Origin of the sequence: Pseudomonas laurylsulfatiphila (genome assembly GCF_002934665.1) — a bacterium.
In the GTDB taxonomy this organism is placed as follows: Bacteria; Pseudomonadota; Gammaproteobacteria; order Pseudomonadales; family Pseudomonadaceae; genus Aquipseudomonas; species Aquipseudomonas laurylsulfatiphila.
On the sequence record NZ_NIRS01000002.1, the window covers coordinates 328,812 to 353,239 of the forward strand.

Genomic DNA, 24,428 nt, shown 5'->3' on the forward strand with positions numbered 1-24,428 from the left:
CAATCGCACCTGGACCATGGAAGTCGTAATGCCGACAAATAAAAACAAAGCTGCACAGCCAAACCCAAATTCGCAACCGACCCTGATCAACCGTTATCTGTTCCCCGTCACCATCGGCATCCTGTTGCTGACTGTGGCGGGTATTGGCTGGTTTTTGCTGAGCAGCACACCGACGACGCCCAAGCCGGTCACCGTCAGCCCCCCTGCTGTCCAACCGGCCCAACCGCAACCCGTCGCCATGGAGCCAGCAAAAATGGTCGACGAGCAGCAATGCCAGGGTTGCCACGGCGAGCAGGTCAAGGACTGGCAAGGCTCCCACCACCAGTTGGCGATGCAGCAAGCCAACGCCGACACGATGCTCGGCGACTTCAACAACGTCACTTTCAAGGCCGAAAAAGAAACCACAGTGTTCTCGCGCAAAGGCGACGAATTCTGGGTCAACACGCCGGGTACCGATGGCAAGAATGCCGATTTCAAGGTGGCCTATGCCTTTGGCGTCGCTCCCTTGCAGCAGTACCTGATCGAGGTCGGCGAAGGCCGGTTGCAGGCTCTTGGGATTGCCTGGGATACCGAAAAGCACCGCTGGTTTCACCTCTACCCGGGCCAAGGCGTGAACTTCAAGAACCCGCTGCACTGGAGCAAGCCGAGCCAGAACGCCAACTTCATGTGCGTCGAATGCCATACCACTGGCTTCAAGCGCAATTTCGATGCGGCAAAAAACACCTTCGACAGCCACTGGAACAGCCTGGGTGTCGGCTGTCAGGCCTGTCATGGCCCCGCATCCAATCACCTGGAATGGACGGCAAAGAAGACCGACCTGATCCATGCCGGCTTTGCCGTCGACCTCAAGGACAAGAACGCCACCGTCGAAATCGAAACCTGCGCCCGCTGCCACTCGCGCCGCGCGCCTCTGGATGACGGCTACACGGTCGGCAAGCGGCTGATGGACGACTACCTGCCTAGCGTCCTGACCCGCGAGCTGTACGCGCTGGACGGCAAGATCAAGGACGAAGTGTTCGAACACGGCTCCTTTGCCCAGAGCAAAATGTTCGACAAGGGTGTGCGTTGCAGCAACTGCCACAACCCGCACAGCACTCAATTGAAAGCGCCAGGCAACGGTGTCTGCCTGCAATGCCACAACACAGCCGGCAAAACCACCGTGGAAGGTGTCGATGGCAAAGGCCTGCAAGCGAAAAACTACGACTCCATCGAACACACCCGCCACACCATGGGCCAACCGGGTTCGCAGTGCGTGGATTGCCACATGCCCGGCAAGTTCTACATGGGCAATGACTTGCGGCATGACCACAGTTTCAGCATCCCCAACCCTGAGCGGGCAAAGAAACTCGGTACACCTGATGCCTGCCTGACTTGCCACCAGGGCAAGGCCGGCGACAAGGTCACCGAGCAGTTCAAGCTGTGGAACACCGCCAACGCCAGCGCGGTACAAGCCCCTCGCTACGACGAAAGCCTGTGGCTGATTCGCAACGGTCAGGCCGGTGCCGCACAGGCCTTGATCGAGCAACTGCAACGCAGCAACCTGCCGGCGATCCAGCGCGCGACGCTGCTTGGCGAATTGGCGCAGTATCCGAGCGAGCAAGCGTTGAAACTGGCCACCAGGGACCTCAACAACCTGTCGCCGCAAGTCCGTGAGAGCGCCATCCGCGCACTCAGCGCATTCCTGCCGCCAGCGGAACGTGCGCCACTGCTGACACCCTTGCTGAGTGACCCTGTGAGAGCCGTGCGCATCGCCGCCGCCCGTGATCTGCTCAGTGTCGCGCGCAACGGCCTGGGCACGGCCCAGGACAGCTGGAATGCCGCCATCGCCGAATACGAGGCGGTGCAGAAAAACCTGCTCGAACGCGCCGAAGCGAACCTCAACCTGGCGATGCTGTATCAGGCCAGCGGTCGCAACGCAGAAGTCGAAGGATTCCTGCGCACGGCCCTGCAGCGCGATCCGGACTTCTACCCGGCGCTGGTCACCCTGGTGCAGTGGCTGGAGGCCAACGGTCGCAGCCAGGAAGGTCATGCCCTGCTGGCGCAAAGCCTCAAGGACCATCCTGACTCGGGCCTGCTGCAATACACCCAGGGCCTGGCGCTGATTCGTGCCGGCCAGGCGGCTCAAGCCATGCCGTACCTGCGCCAGGCGGCGAAACTGGAACCGCAGAGCGGGCAATTCGGCTACGTACTGGCAGTGGCCCTGCATGACAGCGGCAAGATTGACGAAGCCTGCGCAGAACTGGAACGGCTGTTGAAAGAGCAACCGGCCAACCGCAATGCCCGCTTGTCGCTGATCCAGTATTACCTGGCCAACGGCCAGGAGCCCAAGGCCCAGGTGCTGTTGCAGGGCTGGAAGAAGATGAATATGGGGGACCCGGCATTGAAATGATCCGGGCTGAACCGGACGCCCGTTCACGGGCAATCCTGCCCCCACGGGGTTAGCGTCGTCGACAGAATCCGTGTACGACACTAACCCTGGGGGAGCGGGCGCGCCCGCGAAGACGGCCGTGCGAGCAACGCCCATCCCTGGCATATCCCTTCCCCGTTTGCCCTGTATCGGTCAGCAAACAATGCGAATCCCCTGAATTTTTAGTGATATCACTACGCCACTAGTGATAAGGTTCGCGGCGCTTGAAAAACCTCCCCCATTACATTTCGAGGCGACATGAAGCAAGCCTCGGCCAATGACGGCAATGACCGGTCGCAAGGATCAACCATGGAAGCTCTCCGCAAGCTGTTCACCGTTACAGCCCTGACCACAGCACTCCTGACTTCGGGCTGTGCAAGCATCGTCGGTGACAGCAAATATCCGGTGAACGTATCGAGCACGCCTAGCGGCGCCAACTTCACCATCACCAACAAAGCCGGTGTCGTCGTACATAACGGCTCCACGCCCAACACCGTGACACTGCCTTCCGGTCGTGGTTACTTCAAGGGTGAGGCCTACACCATCACCTTCAAGAAAGAGGGTTATGCCGATACCAGTACCACTCTGGATACCAGCATGAGCGGTTGGTACTGGGGCAACATTCTGCTTGGCGGGTTGATTGGCATGCTGGTAGTCGATCCACTGACCGGCGCAATGTACAAACTTCCCGAGGACGCCGCGGGTAACCTCGGCAGTCCGTTGGCCGGCGAAGCAGCAAAAAATCTCACACTGCTGGAAATCGACCAGCTTTCGCCAGGCGAGCGCGCTTCGCTGGTTCGCATCAACTGACATCACCCGGCGCATTCCGCCGTTCGGGATGCGCCCTTTTGCACGGCAAAGCTGTCGAAACCTCATTTGTAGGAGCGAGCCTGCTCGCGATGGTGTTAAAGACGACGCGTTTATCCAGAATGTTCGCGTTTTCGTTGACGTCCATCGCGAGCAGGCTCGCTCCTACAGGGGCGGTATTGGCTCAATCACCAACGCATATTCAGCGGATTTGTCTTCACGCACGGCAAATCAGTCGAAACCGCGTTTGTAGGAGCGAGCTTGCTCGCGATGGCGTTACAGGCGACGCGTTTATCCAGAATATTTGCGTTTTCGTTGACGTCCATCGCGAGCAAGCTCGCGCCTACACGGCGTCTGAACAACGGCCGCGGTTCAATCACTGAACGCCCGTACAACACGCTCATCCCCGCCAATCCCTTCAATGCATCTTCCGCGGATTTGTCTTCACGCACGGCAAAGCTGTCGAAACCGCATTGGCGCATGTGGCTGAGTTGATCGCGCAAGACATCGCCGATGGCGCGCAACTCGCCGCCCCAGCCCAATCGCGTGCGCAGCAGATACGCCTGGCTGTACCCGCGGCCATCGCGAAAGCTCGGAAAATCCAGGGCGATCAAGGGCAGTTGGGCAAACCATGGCTGGAGGCTTTCCACTTCATCGTCCGGCCCCAGCCACACGCCGTTTTGCGACGGGTTTTCCAGCCAACGGCTCAGCGGCAGAATCGCGGCCCCCACGGGCAGCGGTGCTTGCGGGTCGCGCACGAGCTCCCAAGGATCATCCGCAACAATCCGCGCCACGCCCGCTTCCAGCCGCAACAGATTGTTCATGCCGACACCTGCGGCACTTTCCCGTAGACCGCCTCCTTGAACGGCTCCAGCCCGATCCGCTGGAAGGCGTCGACGAACAGTTCTTCGCTCTCGCGATAACGCACGAAGGTGTCGACAATGCATTCGATCACCCCGGGCACTTGCGCGGCGCTGAAGGACGGGCCAATGACCTTGCCTAGCGCACTGTTCTTGCCCTGGGCGCCACCCAGGGTGATCTGGTACCACTCGGCGCCGTTCTTATCGACCCCCAGAATGCCGATGTTGCCGATGTGGTGATGACCGCAGGCATTCATGCAGCCGGAGATATTGAGGCTGATGTCGCCCAGGTCGTGCAGGTAGTCGAGGTCTTCGAAGCGTGCGGCAATGGCCTTGGCGATGGGGATCGACTTGGCGTTGGCCAGCGCGCAGAAGTCGCCTCCGGGGCAGGCGATGATGTCGGTGAGCAATCCGGCGTTGGCGCTGCCCAGATTGTGTCCGCAGGCCAGGCGCCACAGAGTGAACAGATCGGCCTTGGACACGTCCGGAAGGACGATATTCTGCTCATGGGCAATGCGGATTTCACCGAAGCCCAAGCGTTCGGACCACTCGGCCACCGCCTCCATCTGTTCGGCAGTGACATCGCCCGGTGGCGCAGCGGCGCCGGGCTTGGTCGACAACACCACGCTGGTATAACCCGATACTTTGTGCGGCTGCACGTTACGCTGCACCCAACGAGCGAACGCCGGGTTTTCGGCCAGGTGCGTGCCGAAATCGAGATGGGTGTCGGACAGATCGCGATAAGGCGGTGCGACGAACGCGCTGGCCACACGCTCGAACTCGTCAAGGGTCAGTTGCGCCGGGCCGTCCTTGAGGTACTGCCACTCTTCTTCCACTTCCCGGGCGAAGGCCTCGATGCCCAGGGCCTTGACCAGAATCTTGATTCGCGCCTTGTACTTGTTGTCCCGCCGACCATGGCGGTTATACACCCGCAGCACCGCCTCTACGTAAGACAGCAGGTGCTGCCACGGCAAGCCTTCGCGGATCTGCAAGCCGAGGATCGGCGTGCGCCCCAGGCCGCCGCCGACCATGACTCGCAGGAGCATGTGCCCGTCGGAGCCTGGGTAAAGATACAGGCCGATGTCATGCATCATGATCGCCGCGCGGTCCTGCTCGGCCGAGCAGATAGCGATCTTGAACTTGCGCGGCAGGAACAGGAATTCCGGGTTGATGGTCGACCACTGCCGCAGAATTTCCGCCAACGGTCGCGGGTCGATCATTTCGTCGGCCGCCACCCCGGCAAAGGCTTCGGTGGTGATGTTGCGCACGCAGTTGCCGGAGGTCTGGATCGCATGCATTTCCACCTCGGCCAGGCGTTCGAGGATGTCCGGCACCTGGGCCAGTTCGATCCAGTTGAACTGCATGTTCTGCCGGGTGGTGAAATGGCCGTAGCCGCGATCGTAATCCCGGGCGATGCTCGCCAACGTACGCATCTGCCGGACGCTCAGTGTGCCGTAGGGAATCGCCACCCGCAGCATGTAGGCGTGCTTTTGCAGGTACAGGCCGTTCTGCAGGCGCAATGGCAGGAACTCTTCTTCGCTCAGTTCACCGGCCATGAAGCGCTCGACCTGATCGCGAAACTGCGCAACCCGTTCGAACACCAGTGCCCGGTCGTAATCATCGTACTGATACATGTGGCAACCTCATCAGGATTCACCGCATTCCCCTGTGTAGGAGCTGCCGAAGGCTGCGATCTTTTGATCTTAAAGAACAGAATCAAAAGATCGCAGCCTTCGGCAGCTCCTACGGGTCGGTGGGTTTGCGGTTGTTGTGTGAGGTTGACTATGGACGTGCGGCTCAGCGCATTACAGATTCACCTGAGCGCATAAAAACCGTATCAGAGCACGGCAGATGGCCGCAGGCGGCACTCAAATCTGATCCGCCTAAATGAAATATTCCTGAGCCTGTTTTGTTTCCATCGGGGTTTCTACAGTGCACGGCATTGCAACCGTGGAAGCATTGAGCATGAGCACAACAACTATCAGTCAGGCCTATAACTACAAGGTCGTGCGCCAGTTCGTGGTGGCGACCGTCTTCTGGGGCGTCGTGGGGATGGCCATGGGCGTGTGGATCGCCTCGCAACTGGTGTGGCCGCAGATGAACCTGGACCTGCCCTGGACCACCTTCGGCCGCTTGCGCCCTTTGCACACCAGCCTGGTGATTTTCGGTTTTGCCGGCAGCGCGCAATTTGCCGCCAGTTACTACGCGGTACAGCGCACCTGCCAGGTGCGGCTGTTTTCCGACAAGCTCGCCGCGTTCACCTTCTGGGGCTGGCAATCGGTGATCGTGGTGATGCTGATCACCCTGCCGCTGGGCTACACCACCACCAAGGAATACGCCGAAATCGAATTCACCGGCGCAGTGTGGATGACCGTGGTCTGGGTTGCATATGCCGTGGTGTTCTTCACTACCGTAGTACAACGCAAGACCAGGCACATCTACGTCGGCAACTGGTTCTTTGGTGCGTTCATTGTGGTCATCGCCATGCTGCACGTGGTCAATCACTTGTCGATTCCAGTGGACTGGTTCAAGTCCTACCCGGTGTATTCCGGGGCCACCGACGCCATGGTCCAGTGGTGGTACGGACACAACGCCGTGGGCTTTTTCCTGACCACCGGTTTCCTGGGGATGATGTACTACTTCGTGCCCAAACAGGTCGGCCGCCCGGTGTATTCCTATCGCTTGTCGATCGTGCACTTCTGGGCGCTGATTACCCTGTACATCTGGGCCGGTCCTCACCACTTGCACTACACCGCGCTGCCGGACTGGGCGCAGTCGCTGGGCATGGCCATGTCGCTGATCCTGCTGGCGCCGAGCTGGGGCGGGATGATCAACGGCATGATGACGCTCTCGGGCGCCTGGCATAAGCTGCGCACCGACCCGATCCTGCGCTTTCTCGTGCTATCCCTGGCGTTCTACGGCATGTCGACCTTCGAAGGGCCGATGATGGCCATCAAGACGGTCAACGCCCTCTCCCACTACACCGACTGGACCATCGGCCACGTGCACGCCGGCGCGCTCGGCTGGGTGGCGATGATCACCTTCGGCGCGACCTATCACATGGTGCCGAAGGTATTCGGACGCGATCGGATGCACAGCACGCCGCTGATCAACCTGCATTTTTGGCTGGCGACCATCGGCACCGTGCTGTACATCGCCTCGATGTGGGTCAACGGCATCACCCAGGGCCTGATGTGGCGCGCGATCAACGATGACGGCACGCTGACCTACTCCTTCGTCGAAGCCTTGCAGGCCAGCCATCCGGGATTCGTCGTGCGCTTTGCCGGCGGGGTGTTCTTCCTCAGCGGCATGCTGCTGATGGCCTACAACGTGTGGCGCACGGTGCGGGTAGCGGACGTGGCGATGGCCGAACGCGAGGCGCAGTTGGCCTGATGATTGAAGTCATGTTGAACATGGCGGGGGTGGCATTTTTGTGGTTCGCCATCGAGTATTGTCTGCGCCACCAGACCGCCGAGAGCCTGGACGATGCGAGCCTGATCCCGTTTGCGGATGACCCGGAAGTGGCGCGGCGGGTGGAGTTGGCGACCGGAAAAACCGTCAAGACACTCCCGCCGCAAGAGGCGAAGGCGGATTGGGGAACCCTCGATATCTGATGCAGCTGCGATGACTGTGGGAGCACGCTCGCTCCCACAGGGTTGTAGGTCGAGACTTCAGGCACGTTCCCGGGGAATCAGGCTTTGCAGTTGTTGCGCCAGGAAGTTTGCATCGAACTCAAACGTGTCCGGGTCTTTCAAGCCATTGGTCTTGCGCCACTGCCAGCCGGTGGATGGCGGCAGGCACACCAGTGACACGCTGCCATAACGGGCTGCCGTAAAGCCCATCACCGCCACGGAAATCTGCCCGCCGACACCCATCACCTCCGGCACGAATTCCACCGGTTTGCCCGCGATCAGGATGCTCAGCTTTTCAGTCTTGAAGGGAGAGGTCTCCACCGGAACACTGGGCCCCGACGCGACATACACTTCGCGGTTCACTTCGAGCAGGTCAGGTGCCTTGACCGGTTCGAGCCACTGCTGGATCTCATCGAACAGCGCACCAATGCGCTTCGCCCACTCGGCCGATTGCGACTCGAACACTTGTTTTTTGTGCGCTTCGCTTTCGGCGTAGTGGCGAAGCATTTCGCCCAGTTGCTGTACATCGTCCATAGCGGTGTTCCCTGAATAGACCGGTGTTGCGGACCTGAAGCATGGCAGATGCCCGCACGCTGCGTACGACTAAAACCTGACGACAGTTTGCACCGTTGCGCAAACGCGGGCACTGCAGGTGCGCACTTCACCTGACAAACGGAGCACAGCATGCGCCAGCTGCAGTGGCGTTCGCCCTGGCGAATGACTCAGTTGGCCCTGGGCGGGCGACGCAGGCGCGCCATGCTCAAGGTGTCCACCAGTACGCCATCGCGAACGGCGTAATCACGAAACAGACCCTCGGTTTCGAAGCCGAACTTGCGGTACAGGGCAATGGCCGCTTCGTTATCGGCAAACACCGAAAGCTCGACGCGTTGCAGGTTCATCCAGTTGTCGGCGATATCCAGCGCCGTCGCGAGCAACTTCGAACCCACGCCCTTGCCCTGCCACTCGACCGCAACGCCCATGCCGAAACTGCCGGCATGGCTGCGACGAATGCGCGAGAACTGCTCCAGGCCAATGTTGCCGATGACCGTGCCTTGATGCAGGGCCACTACCTTCACCAGGCGTTCGTTATCCGGCGCCAGGCGACTGCGCCAGAGCTCGGTGGACTGAAACGGCATTTGCAGGGTCTGCCGGGCGATGGCGGGATCGTTGTACAGCGCCGTAATGCCTTCGATATGGGACTCGTTGAAGCGCTCGAACGTGATAACGGGTTCGGTGGTCGGCATGGGTGAATCATCCTTGAAGCAGACATGGCCGTTCACTCTATAACGCTACCGTCCAGTGTGGCGAGAACCGATGTGGGAGCAACTGTCTTCCCCCTGCTACTCGTCACCGCCATTCGGTGCCGGCCTCATCGCGGGCAAGCCCGCTCCCACAGTTTTGTTGGTTGCTCGGGGATTTTGCGGATAGCCACGAACCCTGTGGGAGCGGGCTTGCCCGCGATGGCGGTGACGAGTGGCATGGTGAAGGCAGTTGCTCCCACATTTTGATCGCACTCAGCTTTCGAACCACTCCCGACGCTCGCTGAAGGTGTTTTCAATCAACTCGACCACCGTCCGCACCTGTGCTTCACCCTGTGACTCGGCGTTGACCGCCATCCACACCTGACGCCGCATCGGCCGCTCGAACAGGCCCGGCAAGGCAACCAGGCCGCGGTCGAAGTGGCTCATGTAGTGCGCCAGCAGGCCGACGCAGGCGCTGCAACGGATCATCTCCAGCATCAGTTCGTAGGATTGCAACTGCACCGCTCCGGCCAGGCGCTGGTCCACCAGTGCATTCCATGGCCGGAAGCTTTCAACCTGGCAGTCCTGCTGCCATTGCACCAGGAGGAAATCGGCCAGTTCCTCCAGGCATTCCGGCCTGGAAGCCACCCGTGAGTAACGCTTGGCAATGTGTGGCAGGTACTCCAGTTGTGCCAGAGACCGGGGTTCGGTGGTGGCAAAGCTCGGGCCCGGCAACGGCGATCCGGTTTCGCCCAGCCACACCACCACGTCGGCGCTGACCGCTTGCAGGGACAATTCGCTGTCGAGCGTCTTGATGTCCAGGCGCACGCTGGCATTGCGCCGCAGCAGCGCCACCAGGTCACGCCCGAGAATGTCATGCAGGATCGAATCGGCCACGGCCAGGCGAATCAACGGCTGCTCGATCACCGGCAAATCGCGCTCATGGGCCAGGGCGATCAACTGTGCGTGCAGGCGCAAGCCATCGCGGCTGAGGCTCAAACCATTGTCTGACGGGTTGAACAGCGAGCAGCGCAACTGTGTTTCCAGCAGCGCCAGTTGCCTGCGCAGGCGGGTGGCCTTGATGTTCAGGCTGCGCGCGGCCTGCATGAAACAACCGCAACGGGCACTGACGGTGAAGCTCAGCGCCAGTTCAGGGTCGATACCCGCGGCCAACTGGCGCCAGGACGCATTTTTATCGATGGCTACACGATACTCGGCAGCACCCCGGTGGGCGCTGGTTTCCATGACTGACATCGAGGACTCCCTGTCGACATGACACTGACAGCGCCATCCTGCGGATCATTGATGAACCTGCTGTGACAATGACTCAGGCGCTGGGTGTCTGGCGAAAGCTCACGGCCAGGCTATTCCAGCTGTTGATGGTGGTGACGGCGATGGTCAGGTCGACCATTTCGGTTTCACTGAACTGCTCCCTGGTCAGCGCGTAGACATCGTCCGGGACGTGGCTTTGCGAGAGCAAGGTGACGGCTTCGGTCCAGGCCAGCGCGGCTCTTTCCCGCGGATTGAAAAAGTTGCTGTCGCGCCAGACCACGATGGAATACAGGCGGCGGTCGCTTTCGCCGAGGCGCCTTGCATCCACCGAGTGCATGTCGGTGCAGAAGGCACAGCCGTTAAGTTGCGAGGCGCGAATCTTGACCAGGTGCAGCAGGCCCTGCTCGATGCTCAGGCTGCTGGTCAGGGCCTCCATGGCGATCATGGCCTTCATCGCTTTGGGGGACGCGCTGTAATAATCCAGGCGGGGCTTCATGGAGCGTTCTCGTGCGGCCTTGAGTTGATTTTCACGGTAATCGCTGGCGCGGGAGCATGACAGATCCAATTTCGCGATTTCCCCGTGGACCAAGGCCCGCAGACCAATTGACGGTTTTTCCACTGCGCAACTTCTGCCGACCGAGCGGATAAGGGTAATCTTGCGCGACGCACACGCGCCTCAACAGCCCCGGAGTCTCGCCGGCATGGAACTACATGTTGTCATCAACGGCCGCAAGGACCTGGCCGGCCAGTTGTATAACCAACTGCGCAGCGCCATCGAGTCCGGACGCCTGGCCGCCGGGACGCAACTACCGCCCAGTCGTTTGCTGGCCGAACAATTGGGTATTTCGCGCAAGACCATTTCCGATACCTACGCCCAGTTGACCTACGAAAACTTCCTCACCGGCGTGGTCGGCAAAGGCACTTACGTCAATGCGCGCTCGTCGAAGGTACAGCGTAAACAGAACTACACGGAGCTTGGCGGCTTTGAGGTGATCGAGTCCTGGCGCAACCTGCCGGTATTCCTGCGTCATCCGACCCTGGAAGGCTCGCTGCGCTACGACTTCATTGGTGGCGCCACCAGCAAGGGCCAGTTTCCCCAGGATGACTGGCGACGCTGCACCTCCCACGCGCTGCGCCAGATTGCCGGCTCCAAGGGCTTGTATAGCTTGCCTGAGGGCTTGCCCGCTCTGCGCAACGCCATTGCGCGGCACATCGCGTTCTCCCGCGGGGTCAATTGCCAGGATGAGGATGTGGTGGTGTGCAACGGCGCGCAGCAGGCGTTGGACCTGATCGCGCGGGTGCTGATCAGTCCGGGCAGCCTGGTCGCCATGGAGGACCCCGGCTACCCGCCGGCGCGGCTGCTGTTCGGCACCCATGGCGCCACGGTGATCGGCGTGCCGGTGGACGCCGAAGGCATCGTGGTGGAGCAGATTCCTCGCGGCACGCGCTTGATCTACGTCACCCCGTCGCACCAGTTCCCGCTGGGCATACCGATGAGCCAAGCGCGCCGGGAAGCACTGCTGGCCAAGGCCCATGAGCTGGGCGCGATCATCATCGAGGACGACTACGACAGCGAGTTCCGCTACGAAGGCCGCCCTACCGATTCCCTGCAAAGCATGGATGAACGGGGGATCGTCGCTTACGTCGGGACCTTTTCCAAAACCCTGCTGCCGGAATTGCGGCTTGGCTATGGGATCCTGCCGCCGGCGATCCTGGAGGCCGTGGTGCGCGCCAAACAGCTCACCGACCTGCACACGTCGACCCTGCCGCAGTGGGCGTTGGCCAAGTTCATCGCCGAAGGCTGCCTGCTCAAGCACATTCGCCGCTGCCATGCCATCTATGCCGGGCGCCGTGAACGGATCCTGACGCGCGTGGCCGGCGACCTCTCACCCTGGCTGGAGGCGGTGCCGTCCACCGCCGGCTTCCACATGGTGGTGATGTGCAAAGTGCCCCTGGATATTCCATTGGTGATCGAACTGGCGAAAAAAGTCGAAGTCGGGCTCTATGCCATCGACAGCTTTTTCTATCAGCAAGCGCCCAAGGCCGGGTTTTTTCTCGGTTTTGGCGCCATTGAGACCCTGGACATCGACACCGCCCTGGACCGTGTGCGCGACATTTTGCAACAGGTGGCCTGACGGATTGGCCTGCGGCTTTATCCGGCGATTGGCTATTGGCGGTCCGCAGGGTCAGGCCTATCCTGCATAGGCGTTAACCCTCAATGAGCAGGATTCGTCCGGCCTGATTCAGGAGTGTGAGCAATGTCCCATGAAGTGATCAATACCGTACAGGTACGTGCCGTCGCCGGCCGCTCGGATGAACTGGGTAAGCAACTGCAAAGGATTGTCGAAACCCTGCGTGAACTACCGGGCTGCGAATCCTATATGGTCGACCGCTGCCCAGAGGACAGCAATCGCTGGACCGTCAGCGCCCGCTGGCAATCGGAAGCGGCCATGAAATCGCATTTCAACTGCCCCGAAGTCCAAGGTTTCATCGGCCTGATCGACAGCCAACTGGCCAATGCCGTGGACTTCAACAGCTTTCCTATCGTCTGAAAACAGGATCAAGAGATCGCAGCCTGCGGTAACTCCTACACGGGCTGCGATCTTTGCTTTGGTCCCCTCGCCTTCCGCAATATTGGCTGTTTAACCGCTACCGCTTGCGCACTACTGTGGTTTGCAACAACTAACCACCGCAGGTAAAGAACCATGAACATGTTGCGTTTGCGTGCTGCCTCCCTCGCCGCCCTGGCCCTGATGGTGTCCGCATCGGCCTTTGCCCATGACCCTTCGGAAAAAGTCACCGTTTTGCAGGACCAGATGCTGAAAAATGCCCCGGGCAAAAAGGCTTTGATGATCGAGGTTGACTACCAGCCAGGCCAATCGTCCATCGCCCACAAGCACGACGGTACGGCCATGGCCTATGTGCTTTCGGGGTCAATCACTTCTCAGGTGAAAGGCGAAAAAGCGGTCACCTACAAGGCCGGTGAGTACTGGTACGAACCCGCAGGTTCAGAACACCTGGTCTCGAAAAACGCCAGTACAACCGAACCGGCGAAGCTGTTGGTGTTCATGGTCTTGGCCCCCGACGAGAAAGTGTTGATCCCATTGGAAAACTGATGGCTGAACGTACAGCTATAAATAAAAAGGCTCGAATTTCGAATTCGAACCTTTTTATTTCCCGAGGCAATTAACCGCAAACTGTTAAGCCAAACAAAACTATAGGCCACCGAATAAGTGCGGACATTCGCTATTTCAATGAAACAGCCAGGGTTTAGTCTTTATTCACCGCCGGCACAGCACCGGCAACTTTAACTTTCGACTGAATTGTTTCACTGGAGAAACACCATGAAACTTGCACTTGTCAGTACGTTTACCCTAACGATTGTTTTAACCGGCTGCTCGATCCCAACTGCGCCCACGGCGGTCTCTCCGCTCAATGGCATTTTCACCGAACCGGTAGGCCGCAGCGGTGCCACCCTGATTAACAACGGTAGCCAGGTCTCGTTGGGCATCGTCTACAGCCAGAATACCCAGACGAACCGCGCCTATCTGCGGGACTACCAGGCCAACGCCGGCACCGGTTTCGGCCAGAGCCTGCTGGTGCAGCCAATTCATGACGCCTATGTAGCCACTTCCAAGCCAGACCTGGCCGTGGATTGGGTCAAGACCTCCCTGCAGCGGCAATTCGGTTCAGTGACCGTGTATCCGGACATGCAGAGCCTCAGGGCGGCGAAGCCGGACGTGATGGCGGTGGTCGACACCCGCAGCCAACTGATTACATCGCGCAGTTCAGATATCCAGTCAGATGTCAGTGCGGACTTTTACGACAAGAACTTTAACTATCTCGGTACTGCACAAGGGCATGACGCCAAAGCACTTAGTCCCGTGTGGGCTGACTACAAACGTAGCGAAGAGATCGTTGCCGACATCAATGAACAACAGAATGTGCAAGTCAGGGCACTGCAGAAGTTTGACCAGTCGCTCAGCGACTTATTGACAACCTCCTCAAAGGAAATATCAAAACTCGACTCTAAAACAGAGAAAAAATTTTATTAACACTGAAAACTTGTCGCGAGCAAGTTCCCTACCACTGGTGATCGAACTCGCCTGGAAGAATTCGGTCACCTGTGCCGCCCACAAACGTCAGAACCTGGATCAAGGAGCTGTTTAGTCACATCAAGAAATCATCGAGCACTTCACTCACAGTTTGGATACCATTACTTTGAATTGGCACAAAAGCCACTTCAACTTAATTCGAAATAAAGGAATATTTATGAACAAAGACCAAGAACGGTCCTTCGTTGCTCGCCTCTCTAGCGATTTCAGCAACATGAGCTTTTTTGACCAACAGTTGGACTCCAACCTGTTTAACTCTTCCGGATTTTCCTCTCCGTATCCACCAAACATCATCACAACAAACGAGTTTGTCCTTGATGGCAAACTATTCCCGGTGGCAAACGACCGGCGCACGCCTAAACTTATTGTACATTTCCGGTGCTATGACGATTACTACAACCTGCAAATTCTCAACGAGCCGTACTCCCTAAAATACTTCAGCAAAGACAGTCAAGGTATCCTCGGGGCTTTCCCTGCAGCGGGGGGGAAACAACATCATTCAATTTGTTGGACGACAACCACAACATCATTACATTGGATGATTTAGCTTCAAACGAGGCGACCATTTATCTTAAGGCACGGAACGCAGAAATTATCAAAAAGAGCATCTGGGGTAAGCCGATCAATAAAGCAATATTTACTGACAAGAGCGGAGATATCTCTGCATTTCAGCTGACGATCCTTGAAAGAGAGGTCGCAACGCCGAAAAGTCCGGCAGATTACGCCTGAACAATAGATAACACTCACCTTAGTGAGCCACATCCAAAAGGCAATACTGGCAGCGCGAGATAAAAAAAGCCCCGCATCTTTCGATGCGGGGCTTTTTCATTCAACGCCTGATCAGGCCGCCGGTTCCAGCTCGGCGGCGACGGCGGCAGGCACTACCGCTTGACCGCTCAACGCCAGGTCCAGCAGTTCGCGGTTGGCCACCGCGTACATGGCGTAGTCAGTGCCGCTGGCGGCACGGATTTCCACCAGCATGGCGCGCCAGCGTTCGATCATGCTTTCGTGCTGCGCCATCCACAGGGAAAGCCGTGTTTCCACGTCCTGGGTGCCGTCGCCCTGTTGCAGGACCGAGATGGTGATCGCGCGTTGCTGCCAGTCGACGTCATCGCGGAACGCTTCACGGGCCAGGGCCTGCCAGTTGTTTTCAACCGGCAGAGCGCTGATCTGTTGCATGTACCAGGTGATGTCCAGCGCGCTACCCACGGCGAAGTAAGCCTTGGCTACCTCAGCCGGATCCTGGCCAGTCACGTCGGAAGCCTCGATGATCGGCAGCAGGGTGTACAGGTGCGAGGTACCCGCCACCATACGCGCCAGCAACTCCGGCACACCGGCTTCGACGTAGGCCTGATAACGGCGCTGCCAGGTTTCACGGATCTCACCGCTGAGCAGCTCGTCGAGCTTCAGGCCCAACTCTTTCAAGTGCGGACCAAAGTGCGCGACGTCACGGGCAGCGTTCTGCTCGTTGCGACGGGCACGCAGGAACCAGCGCGTGGCGCGACGGCCCAGGCGCATCAGCTCGTCCATCAGCTCCAGTTGAACGTCGGCCGAAACCTGGTAATCCAGGTTTTCGATCTGACGGAACCAGTGCGGGAGATGGAAAATGTCACGCACGATCACGTAGGCGCCGGCCACGTTCGCCGGGCTCATGCCGGTCGACTCTTTGAGTCGTTGAACGAAGGTGATGCCCATGTGGTTGACCAGATCGTTGGCGATCTGGGTGCTGACGATTTCGCGCTTCAGGCGGTGACGGCGCATGGCCACGGAGAACTTGCTCACCAGGGTTGGCGGGAAAGCGGTTTCCATGTCGCGGGTCAAGTAGTCGTCGTCCGGCACCAGGGAGCCCAGCAGCTGCTCCTTGAGGTCGATCTTGCTGTAGGAGATCAGCACCGACAGCTCGGCACGGGTCAGGCCATGGCCTTGCGCGACACGCTCGTTGATCGCTTCTTCCGACGGCAGGAACTCGATGGCACGATCCAGCTTGCCACGGCCTTCCAGGTCGTTCATCAGGCGCTTGTATTCGGCAATCCGCGGCAAGGCGCGACGGGCTGCCAGGGACAGGGCCTGGGTCTGCTTGTAGTTGTTGCCCAGCACCAGACCACCGACTTCGTCGGTCATGCTCGCCAGCAACTGGTTACGTTGCTTGTCGGTCATGTCGCCGGCCTGAACCACTTCGTTCAGCAGGATCTTGATGTTCACTTCGTGGTCGGAGCAGTCCACGCCACCGGCGTTGTCGATGAAGTCGGTGTTGGAACCGCCGCCATTGAGGCCGAACTCCACACGACCCAGCTGGGTCATGCCCAGGTTACCGCCCTCGCCCACGACTTTGCAGCGCAGTTCGTTGCCGTTCACGCGCAGTGCATCGTTGGCCTTGTCGCCGACATCGGCGTGGCTTTCGCTGCTGGCCTTGACGTAGGTACCGATACCGCCGTTCCACAGCAGATCCACCGGCGCCTTGAGCAAGGCGTTCAGCAGTTCGGTCGGGGTCAGCTTGTCAGCCTCGATGTCGAAGCGCTCTTTCATCTGCGGGGAAATCGCGATGCTCTTCGCGCTGCGCGAGAAGATGCCGCCGCCTTCGGACATGATGCTGGTGTCGTAGTCCGACCAGGCCGATCGCGGCAGGTCGAACAGGCGCTGACGCTCGGCGAAGCTCGACGCCGGCTCAGGGTTCGGATCAATGAAGATGTGCAGGTGGTTGAAGGCTGCGACCAGTTGCAGCTTGTCAGACATCAACAAGCCGTTGCCGAACACGTCACCGGCCATGTCGCCGACACCGACCACGGTGATGCTGTCTTCCTGGACATTGATGCCGCGCTCGCGGAAGTGGCGCTGTACGCCGACCCACGCGCCCTTGGCGGTGATGCCCATTTTCTTGTGGTCGTAACCGGCCGAACCACCGGACGCAAACGCGTCACCCAGCCAGAAGCCGTAGTCGATGGCAATGCCGTTGGCGATGTCGGAGAAGGTCGCGGTGCCTTTGTCCGCCGCCACGACCAGGTACGGGTCATCGTCGTCATGACGCACGACGTTGGCCGGCGGTACCAGTGCGCCGTCCTTGAGGTTGTCGGTGATGTCCAGCAGACCCGAAATGAAGATGCGGTAGCAGGCGATGCCCTCGGCCGCGATCTCGTCACGGCTGCCGCCCAGTGGCAGGCGACGCGGCAGGAAGCCGCCCTTCGCGCCCACCGGCACGATCACCGAGTTCTTCACTTGCTGGGCTTTTACCAGGCCCAGGACTTCGGTACGGAAGTCTTCTTCACGGTCAGACCAGCGCAGGCCGCCACGGGCAACGTTGCCGAAGCGCAGGTGCACGCCTTCGACGCGCGGCGAGTACACGAAGATTTCGAACTTCGGTACCGGCTTGGGCAGCTCGGGAATCAAGTGCGGGTTGAACTTGAAGCTGAAGTACGACTTGTTATGGCCGTTGGCATCGGTCTGGTAGAAGTTGGTGCGCAGGGTGGCCTTGATCAGGTCCAGGTAGCGACGCAGGATGCGGTCTTCGTTCAGCACCTGGACGTCGTCCAGGGCGCTGAGAATCGCGTGTTCCAGACGCTGTTGCTTGTCGTCCAGGTCATCGCTGGTCAGCTTGCGCGCCAGGTAGAAACGGGTCTTGAACAACCGGGTCAGTTCGCGAGCGATGTCGGTGTGGTTGTTCAGGGTGCTGGCGATGTAACCCAGGTCGAAGCCCAAGCGGATCTGCTTCAGGTAACGGGCGTAGGCACGCAGCAGTGCCACGTCACGCCATGGCAGGCCGGCGGTCAGTACCAGACGGTTGAACGCGTCGTTCTCGGCATCGCCACGCACGATGTGGACGAACGCGTCCTGCAACGTGTCGTTGAGCTGCTGGATGTCGAGTTCCAGGCCTTCGGCGGCAGTGAACGCGAAGTCGTGAATCCAGAATTCGCGGCCATTGCTGTGACGCAGGTGATACGGGAACTCACCCAGCACGCGCAGACCGAGGTTTTCCAGGATCGGCAGGACGTCGGACAGTGCCAACGGCGTATCGGCGTGGTACAGCTTGCAATGCAGCTGGCGCTGACCGGCGACCTGGCCCAGCGGCTGATAGAAGCTCATCACCAGCGGGTTTTTGTCGCTCAGGCTCAACAGATGCTGCATGTCGACCACAGCGGAATGCGCGGCGAAACGCTCGCGGTACCCGGCCGGGAAGCCTTTCGGGAAATCGGCCAGGACGTTGGTGCCCTGGGCTTCACCGAAGCTCTCGACGGTCAGTGCGGCGTAGTCGTCCTGCCAGCTGCGGCAGGCCTGTACCACTTCTTTTTCCAGCAGCAGCGGGTCGATGTCGAGACGGTTTTTCGGGTCGACGCGCAGGATCAACTGCACGCGGGCCAGCACGGACTCGGAGAAGAAGGTCCAGAACTCGCAGTCGGTGGCTTTCAGGCGATCCATCAGCACTTGCTGGATCTTCTGGCGCACTTCGGTGGAGTAGATGTCGCGCGGCACGTAGGCCAGGCAGTAGCAGAAACGGCCGTACGGGTCTTTGCGCAGGAACACGCGAATCTTGTTGCGTTCCTGGATCTGCACGATCGACATCACGGTGCTGAACAGCTCGTCCACCGGGGTCTGGAACAGATCGTCGCGCGGCAGCACTTCGAGCACCTGCGCCAGTTCCTTGCCCAGGTGAGCCTTGGCCTGGAAGCCGGAGCGGTGTTCGATTTCCTCGACCTTGCGGCGGATGTACGGGATCACCCGCACGCTCTCGCCATACACCGACGAGGTGTACAGGCCCATGAAACGGCATTCCTTGATGACCTTGCCGTTGGCGTCGATTTCGCGGATCGACACGTAGTCCGGGTAAGCCGGACGGTGTACGCGGCTTGGGTGCGCGGCCTTGGCGAACGACAGCAGGGTCGGTTCGCGCAGGTAGTTCACGGCGTAGTCTTCGATGTGCCGGTCTTCGTTGGTCAGACCGGTGCGCAGCAGCTTGGTCAGGCCGAGGAAGGAGTTCGGGTCATATTCGATATGGCCGCCATCTGCCTGATCGACCACGGTGAACTCTTCATAGCCCAGGAAGGTGAAGTGGTTGCCCACCAGCCATTCCAGGAAGCTCTTGATTTCGTTCTTCTCGTCGCCATCGACGGCGAACTGGCTGTTGTCCAGCTTGGTCAGGATCTCCTGGACCTTGGCCTTCATCGGCTCGAAATCGCCGACGGCCACGCGGACTTCACCGAGCACCTGCTCCAGCTCTTTGCTCAGGACGTTGAGCTCGGCGGTGTTGGCGCAGCGGTCGATTTCCAGGTACATCAGCGATTCTTGCTGAATGTCGTCGCCCTGGGTGCCCTTGGGCAGGATTTCCAGCAACTCGCCCTTGCTGCCACGACGCACGCTCAGCACGGTGGTTTGCAGGGTATGGATGCTGTAGCCCCGGCGGTTCAGCTCGGTACGCACCGAGTCCACCAGGAATGGCAGGTCGTGGTGCAGCACTTCGACCGCCGTGTGGGTCGACTGCCAGCCGTGGCGTTCGTAATCGGGGTTGAAGACGCGCACTTGCGGTTGCGCGTGATCGAAGCGCTCAAGCAGGCGCCATGCAGAAAGGGTGCAGCCAGTAAGGTCGGACAACCGACGCTGGGTCAGCTCGTCAAGGGAAATGATGCCGAAGAATTGTTCAGCGAACAGCGCCACTTGTGGCAGTGCCTGTTCACTGATGTGCTGCGCCAGTGCCGCTTGCAGTTGGTGCTGGAAGTCGGCTTTGCTGGCTGCGGTGAAGAACGCCATCTGTGGTACTCCGCTTGGGCTTGTTATTGATGAAAGCGTCGCGTGCAAAACCCCTGTTCGGGGTTACCCGTCACCCTGCTCCTGATTCTCGGGCAGAGGAAACAGGGTGACAGGTGGGTGAAGCTGGACGAGACACTCGGGTCACATTCACCTTCCGTGAATGGGCATCTGCAAAAACGACTGGCCACGGGTTGCTCCAATGTCTTTACAGGTATCCATTGGTTGCGCAGCTTAACCAGTGCGGCAAGGCCCGTGCTTGCGGTGCTGCGACATATTCGGTCATCGGCACGCTGCTCAAGGCACGCGCATCGAACAACACTAGCAGTCGTACAGGAAAATGACGGCTTTGCGCCCGGATTTACGGGACCTTCGTACCAGAAATGACCGGTAACACACTGGGTGTTCGCTACATGAGCTTGACCGCTCGGACGAGCACAGTTTTTTTTTGGGGGGGGGGGTGAGGCTTGGCGGCGTCAGGTGCGGTGATCAACGAAGATGAGCGGGTCAAAGGTGCCAGTGAGCACGGGTCCTTCAGTGCTCACTGGAAGTTCAAGATTTCGGCAGAGACCACAACACATGCCCTGCAAGTACCTTGTTATGGGCAATCAACCCCTGGGTGCCAAGGCTGTCCAAACGGAGCTGAATAGAGATCCGGTGGCTTATTGACGCTCTTGTAGTTTTGTTTGTATTTTTTCCCTTTGTGCGCCACCTCTTCGTCATAAGTTACATATTTTTTGCCGGCATCCCAGGCCGGGATCTCGCCGCACTCACCTCCCCCGGCAGGTGCTTTGATATTGATATGCTCAGTTAGCGTAAGGGTATGCGTGCCATCAGAAACGGCTACAGAAAGGGTACCTCTAGTATCCGCAGTGACTGTCGGCGCTGTGAAGGACATCGTTTCCGTACTACCTATCGGAGGCGCGAATCTGGTGGCGGTCCAAAGATAATTCAGGGGCTTGTTTGCTGGAGACCCCGCATAGACATGTGCGCTGAATATCTCGCCCGATGCGACTTCCTCTGGCACGGCAAGCCGTCCTGTAGGCGGTTTGTCCTCCAACATTTTCTTGATTGCGACCTCCAGATCGGGTTGAACGCCTATTTCTGTACTATCGCCGTTGATCTGCGGGTAGCCTGTTTCGACGAGGAGTTTACGGAGTTCTTTCGGTGGAATATTGCCTAGTCCCTTGGCGCGAGCTACTCCTTGTAACGAGGCAACAACACCGGCAATGATTGGGTTCGCTGAAGAGGTGCCGCTAAACGTATGCGTATAGTTCGTGGTTGGATTGCTCACACTCCATGTCGTCGTTGTGACATTGCGACCCCAACTAAACAAATCGACGCGACTTCCATATTCGGAAAAGCTCGCTCTAAGGCCAGTTTTTGGGTCAACAGCCCCCGCATAAATTGCACCGCTATCGAAAGCATTACGATCATAGTAACCATTGAAAAATGGATGATCCAAATTTATATTGCCATTCGCCGCAGCCAACACCACATGCACGCCTTTTTCTTCAACAAGATAAGTAATAATATCGCGCACTGTTCTATTATCTTCGATCGGCACAAAACAGTTAACCGTGCAGCCAACCTCACTAAAAGGCTCCTTTTTTCTGATATGAACACCTATCTGCACTACATCACCCTCACGTAGCTTATCCGCCAACTGGAGCAATCTATCCGTACCCCAGTGCAAATAACCCAACTTGGCACGGGGAACAATCCCGGTAGTGCCAAAACCATTTTGCTGTGATGCAATAATGCCTGCACTGGCCGTGTCATGAGCGCCTGTTACGGCCCCGACATCAATTTCCAAATTGGCTTTTGGTAAATCAACATGCTCCTCCGCCCAACGATTTACTTCTGCGGAGACCACTTGCATGTCCTGACCTCTGCCACCCAAAACTTTCCAGGCTTCAACCGCGTTCACGCCACCAATCTTATAAGGGGTTACTGTAGCTTTGCCTTGCAGATAGTTTTGTTGACCCGTGAAATCAGGAATACTTTTGCGTGCGAGCTTTTTAATAGGCTTACCATTATCTTCATGCATCCCTTCTACACGGGGCTCAAATTCGGCGCTTTCGACCAAAGGACTCTGTCTTAATTTATCAAGCAATGACTCAGCCTGATTTTCAGTCAGTTTGTGGGTATCAACCATGAAGTAACGATCCAATCGATGCCTCTGCAGTGCCTGTAACTGGGCATTGGTTCTCTCTCGGGAAGCCGGAACCAGCGGCCGTATATCAGGCACAAGAAGCTTGAGTGCCTTTAACGATTCATCACTGGAGCCTTGTTGCCTGTGACTTTCCGAAGATAAAACACCGCGTTTAACCAATATCATCACACTCGAATAATCAGGAGTGGCCGCACTCACCAGCAAAGGCAACGAAGCAACACAGAACAACATAGCACCCAGCCATTTATTCATCGACTTCATGTCTACACCTCGCAACTGTTGCAAAAATCAATAAAGCACTTTCCAGCAACACCAACACTGGCCCATGCAATACAGAACAAACTCGACTGCTATTCATCGATTGCTCGGCCTACAGTGAATGCTGCAAACCGAAGAGTGGCTACTGTCAAAATTTACAGTGCCGACGACTGGTCACACTTTTCTAATCCTTGGTACTTACACTGAAGACAATTGCCCAGAGAAGTGTCGTTGTTGTTGCTATCGCTACGCAAAAGGACCTGTAGCCGAGCAGGTTTTTTTAAAGGCTGGCAGAATTGTGCCTTTGTCTGACTTCGCAGCGCTCGTCGAGCCAGGAAATCCCCATGAAAATGAAAACCGCCCTTTTGATCGTCAACCCGTGCGATGACGAAGAAGACAATATGGCCATGCTCTGCTGCCATAGCGACAACGGCGAAATGTTCCTGATGAGCCGTTACCCGGATGAAGACGAACTGGAAATCACCCTCGACGGCGAGCCTTCGACCCTGGAGGGCGTGAAAGTCACCCTGAGCCCTTCCCTGCTGAAGATTGAAATTGCGGCGGCAGATGCCGATGCGCTCAATGGGGATGATGTGCTGGAGATCACCTTTGATGCCGACATGACGGATCTGGCTGAAGTGGAAGAAACCTTGCAGAACATTCTCAAGGGTACTGGCACCTATATCAGCCAGATTTAAGGTGTTTGATCTGCCCTCATCGCGAGCAGGCTCGCTCCTACAATTGATCGTCGTACACCGTCAATGTAGGAGCGAGCCTGCTCGCGATAGGGCCGGCACAGCCACCCAATCACTCCCCAGCTACGAAAATCCAGCAATCGCCCCAACCATTTCCCGCACTTTGCGCAAAATGCCGTTAGTCGCCGCCCCCCGCGATGGATTAAAGTAACGCCCCCAGCCCTGGCGTATGTCGAACGTCCTCGGCCACCCTTTTGCAGGAACAGTCATCGATGGAACATCGTGAAGCGCTGCTCGCGCTGCGAACCTTTCTTTCAACGCAGATTCTCGGCCAGGAAAAACTCATCGAGCGCTTGCTCATTGCCCTGCTCGCCGACGGCCACATGCTGGTCGAAGGCGCCCCTGGCCTGGCCAAGACCAAGGCCATCAAAGAACTCGCCGAAGGCATCGAGGCCCAGTTCCACCGGATCCAGTTCACCCCCGACCTGTTGCCGGCCGACATTACCGGTACGGAAATCTACCGCCCGGAAACCGGCAGCTTCGTGTTCCAGCAAGGTCCGATCTTCCACAACCTGGTACTGGCGGACGAAATCAACCGCGCCCCGGCCAAGGTTCAGTCGGCCTTGCTCGAGGCCATGGGCGAGCGGCAAGTCAGTGTCGGGCGCAGCACCTATGAGCTGTCGCCGCTGTTCCTGGTGATGGCCACGCAAAACCCCATCGAGCAAGAAGGTACCTATCCGCTGCCGGAAGCCCAACTTGACCGGTTCCTGATGCACGTGAAAATCGGTTTTCCCGATGCCACGGTTGAGCGTCGGATTCTGCAGCAAGCCCGTGGAGAAGCACTGAACGGCGAAGCGAAGCCTGAGCGTCGGGTGACTCAACAGACGATTTTTGTCGCGCGCAAGGAAATCCTCGGCTTGTACATGGCCGACGCCGTGGAGGAATACCTGGTGCAGCTGGTCATGGCCACCCGCATCCCGGCCAAGTTCGACCCGGAGATGGCCGAGTGGATCGCCTATGGCGCCAGCCCTCGCGGTTCGATTGCCCTGGACCGCTGCGCCCGCGCCCACGCCTGGCTGGCCGGCCGCGACTTCGTCAGCCCGGAAGACATCCAGGCCGTGCTGTTTGACGTGTTGCGCCATCGCATCATTCTTTCTTTTGAAGCCGAAGCCGCTGGCATCGATCAGGACCGGGTGGTCCAGCGGATTCTCGACGTCGTAGCCGTCGCTTGA

The 24,428-nt window shown here is 58.6% G+C and carries 18 protein-coding genes and 1 pseudogene; 11 read left to right on the forward strand and 8 right to left on the reverse strand.

Going from position 1 to position 24,428, the window contains the following annotated elements; translation table 11 throughout:
- The first annotated feature begins 28 nt into the window (after positions 1-28).
- Positions 29-2,389 (forward strand): tetratricopeptide repeat protein, encoded by a 2,361-nt coding sequence (locus tag CD175_RS07295; RefSeq protein ID WP_104448324.1) that lies wholly within the window; start codon positions 29-31, stop codon positions 2,387-2,389.
- A gap of 327 nt (positions 2,390-2,716) precedes the next feature.
- The gene (locus CD175_RS07300) at positions 2,717-3,217 is read left to right on the forward strand and encodes a peptidase associated/transthyretin-like domain-containing protein (RefSeq protein WP_104448325.1); all 501 of its coding nucleotides are present in this window, start codon (positions 2,717-2,719) and stop codon (positions 3,215-3,217) included.
- 344 nt (positions 3,218-3,561) lie between these two features.
- Here the strand turns inward: CD175_RS07300 and CD175_RS07305 are convergent.
- Positions 3,562-4,038: pseudogene (locus CD175_RS07305) on the reverse strand (DUF934 domain-containing protein); the annotation flags it as partial.
- A complete protein-coding gene (locus CD175_RS07310; protein ID WP_104448326.1) occupies positions 4,035-5,708 on the reverse strand; it encodes a nitrite reductase NirA in 1,674 nt (557 codons plus the stop codon). The pseudogene CD175_RS07305 and the gene CD175_RS07310, both read right to left, overlap by 4 nt.
- A 331-nt stretch (positions 5,709-6,039) precedes the next feature.
- Between CD175_RS07310 and ccoN the strand changes: the two genes are divergently transcribed.
- Positions 6,040-7,467 carry a cytochrome-c oxidase, cbb3-type subunit I gene (ccoN, locus tag CD175_RS07325; RefSeq protein WP_104448327.1) on the forward strand — a complete coding sequence of 476 codons (1,428 nt, stop codon included), beginning with the start codon at positions 6,040-6,042 and terminating at the stop codon, positions 7,465-7,467.
- Positions 7,467-7,688: a CcoQ/FixQ family Cbb3-type cytochrome c oxidase assembly chaperone gene (locus CD175_RS07330; protein WP_104448328.1), complete on the forward strand. Its 222-nt coding sequence runs from the start codon at positions 7,467-7,469 to the stop codon at positions 7,686-7,688. The genes ccoN and CD175_RS07330 overlap by 1 nt, the downstream gene beginning before the upstream one ends.
- 57 nt (positions 7,689-7,745) lie before the next feature.
- On the opposite strand, the gene CD175_RS07335 is transcribed toward CD175_RS07330, so the two are convergent.
- The 4 genes from CD175_RS07335 to CD175_RS07350 form a co-directional block, all read right to left on the reverse strand.
- The gene (locus CD175_RS07335; RefSeq protein WP_104448329.1) at positions 7,746-8,240 is read right to left on the reverse strand and encodes a hypothetical protein; all 495 of its coding nucleotides are present in this window, start codon (positions 8,238-8,240) and stop codon (positions 7,746-7,748) included.
- 188 nt (positions 8,241-8,428) lie between these two features.
- On the reverse strand, positions 8,429-8,950 hold the full coding sequence (locus tag CD175_RS07340; RefSeq protein WP_104448330.1) for a GNAT family N-acetyltransferase: 522 nt from the start codon (positions 8,948-8,950) through the stop codon (positions 8,429-8,431).
- A 270-nt stretch (positions 8,951-9,220) separates the two neighbouring features.
- Positions 9,221-10,201 (reverse strand): LysR substrate-binding domain-containing protein, encoded by a 981-nt coding sequence (locus tag CD175_RS07345; protein WP_104448331.1) that lies wholly within the window; start codon positions 10,199-10,201, stop codon positions 9,221-9,223.
- Between the two features lie 73 nt (positions 10,202-10,274).
- Positions 10,275-10,715: a carboxymuconolactone decarboxylase family protein gene (locus CD175_RS07350; protein ID WP_104448838.1), complete on the reverse strand. Its 441-nt coding sequence runs from the start codon at positions 10,713-10,715 to the stop codon at positions 10,275-10,277.
- Positions 10,716-10,920: 205 nt separating this feature from the next.
- Between CD175_RS07350 and pdxR the strand changes: the two genes are divergently transcribed.
- The 5 genes from pdxR (at position 10,921) to CD175_RS07375 (ending at position 14,881) form a co-directional block, all read left to right on the forward strand.
- Positions 10,921-12,354, forward strand: a complete 1,434-nt coding sequence (gene pdxR, locus CD175_RS07355; protein ID WP_104448332.1) for a MocR-like pyridoxine biosynthesis transcription factor PdxR — start codon at positions 10,921-10,923, stop codon at positions 12,352-12,354.
- A 123-nt stretch (positions 12,355-12,477) separates the two neighbouring features.
- Complete coding sequence (locus tag CD175_RS07360) at positions 12,478-12,771, forward strand: antibiotic biosynthesis monooxygenase family protein (RefSeq protein WP_104448333.1); 294 nt, start codon at positions 12,478-12,480, stop codon at positions 12,769-12,771.
- A gap of 153 nt (positions 12,772-12,924) precedes the next feature.
- Positions 12,925-13,335, forward strand: a complete 411-nt coding sequence (locus CD175_RS07365; protein WP_104448334.1) for a cupin domain-containing protein — start codon at positions 12,925-12,927, stop codon at positions 13,333-13,335.
- A 228-nt stretch (positions 13,336-13,563) separates the two neighbouring features.
- Positions 13,564-14,274, forward strand: coding sequence for an ATPase (locus tag CD175_RS07370; protein ID WP_104448335.1), 711 nt, complete (start codon positions 13,564-13,566; stop codon positions 14,272-14,274).
- 217 nt (positions 14,275-14,491) lie between these two features.
- Positions 14,492-14,881 carry a hypothetical protein gene (locus CD175_RS07375; protein ID WP_104448336.1) on the forward strand — a complete coding sequence of 130 codons (390 nt, stop codon included), beginning with the start codon at positions 14,492-14,494 and terminating at the stop codon, positions 14,879-14,881.
- Positions 14,882-15,174: 293 nt separating this feature from the next.
- On the opposite strand, the gene CD175_RS07380 is transcribed toward CD175_RS07375, so the two are convergent.
- Together CD175_RS07380 and CD175_RS07385 are read right to left on the reverse strand one after the other, a co-directional pair.
- Positions 15,175-20,070 (reverse strand): NAD-glutamate dehydrogenase, encoded by a 4,896-nt coding sequence (locus CD175_RS07380; protein ID WP_104448337.1) that lies wholly within the window; start codon positions 20,068-20,070, stop codon positions 15,175-15,177.
- A gap of 595 nt (positions 20,071-20,665) precedes the next feature.
- Positions 20,666-22,504: a S8 family serine peptidase gene (locus CD175_RS07385; protein ID WP_104448338.1), complete on the reverse strand. Its 1,839-nt coding sequence runs from the start codon at positions 22,502-22,504 to the stop codon at positions 20,666-20,668.
- A gap of 341 nt (positions 22,505-22,845) precedes the next feature.
- Between CD175_RS07385 and CD175_RS07390 the strand changes: the two genes are divergently transcribed.
- Positions 22,846-23,199, forward strand: a complete 354-nt coding sequence (locus CD175_RS07390) for a hypothetical protein (protein ID WP_104448339.1) — start codon at positions 22,846-22,848, stop codon at positions 23,197-23,199.
- A gap of 269 nt (positions 23,200-23,468) precedes the next feature.
- Positions 23,469-24,428: an AAA family ATPase gene (locus tag CD175_RS07395; RefSeq protein WP_102700673.1), complete on the forward strand. Its 960-nt coding sequence runs from the start codon at positions 23,469-23,471 to the stop codon at positions 24,426-24,428.

Bases quoted from the DNA above. Each gene is read 5' to 3' on its own strand.
- CD175_RS07295 (WP_104448324.1), top strand. From the start codon at position 29: ATGCCGACAAATAAAAACAAAGCTGCACAGCCAAACCCAAATTCGCAA.
- CD175_RS07300 (WP_104448325.1), top strand. From the start codon at position 2,717: ATGGAAGCTCTCCGCAAGCTGTTCACCGTTACAGCCCTGACCACAGCA.
- CD175_RS07310 (WP_104448326.1), bottom strand. From the start codon at position 5,708: ATGTATCAGTACGATGATTACGACCGGGCACTGGTGTTCGAACGGGTT.
- ccoN (WP_104448327.1), top strand. From the start codon at position 6,040: ATGAGCACAACAACTATCAGTCAGGCCTATAACTACAAGGTCGTGCGC.
- CD175_RS07330 (WP_104448328.1), top strand. From the start codon at position 7,467: ATGATTGAAGTCATGTTGAACATGGCGGGGGTGGCATTTTTGTGGTTC.
- CD175_RS07335 (WP_104448329.1), bottom strand. From the start codon at position 8,240: ATGGACGATGTACAGCAACTGGGCGAAATGCTTCGCCACTACGCCGAA.
- CD175_RS07340 (WP_104448330.1), bottom strand. From the start codon at position 8,950: ATGCCGACCACCGAACCCGTTATCACGTTCGAGCGCTTCAACGAGTCC.
- CD175_RS07345 (WP_104448331.1), bottom strand. From the start codon at position 10,201: ATGTCAGTCATGGAAACCAGCGCCCACCGGGGTGCTGCCGAGTATCGT.
- CD175_RS07350 (WP_104448838.1), bottom strand. From the start codon at position 10,715: ATGAAGCCCCGCCTGGATTATTACAGCGCGTCCCCCAAAGCGATGAAG.
- pdxR (WP_104448332.1), top strand. From the start codon at position 10,921: ATGGAACTACATGTTGTCATCAACGGCCGCAAGGACCTGGCCGGCCAG.
- CD175_RS07360 (WP_104448333.1), top strand. From the start codon at position 12,478: ATGTCCCATGAAGTGATCAATACCGTACAGGTACGTGCCGTCGCCGGC.
- CD175_RS07365 (WP_104448334.1), top strand. From the start codon at position 12,925: ATGAACATGTTGCGTTTGCGTGCTGCCTCCCTCGCCGCCCTGGCCCTG.
- CD175_RS07370 (WP_104448335.1), top strand. From the start codon at position 13,564: ATGAAACTTGCACTTGTCAGTACGTTTACCCTAACGATTGTTTTAACC.
- CD175_RS07375 (WP_104448336.1), top strand. From the start codon at position 14,492: ATGAACAAAGACCAAGAACGGTCCTTCGTTGCTCGCCTCTCTAGCGAT.
- CD175_RS07380 (WP_104448337.1), bottom strand. From the start codon at position 20,070: ATGGCGTTCTTCACCGCAGCCAGCAAAGCCGACTTCCAGCACCAACTG.
- CD175_RS07385 (WP_104448338.1), bottom strand. From the start codon at position 22,504: ATGAAGTCGATGAATAAATGGCTGGGTGCTATGTTGTTCTGTGTTGCT.
- CD175_RS07390 (WP_104448339.1), top strand. From the start codon at position 22,846: ATGAAAATGAAAACCGCCCTTTTGATCGTCAACCCGTGCGATGACGAA.
- CD175_RS07395 (WP_102700673.1), top strand. From the start codon at position 23,469: ATGGAACATCGTGAAGCGCTGCTCGCGCTGCGAACCTTTCTTTCAACG.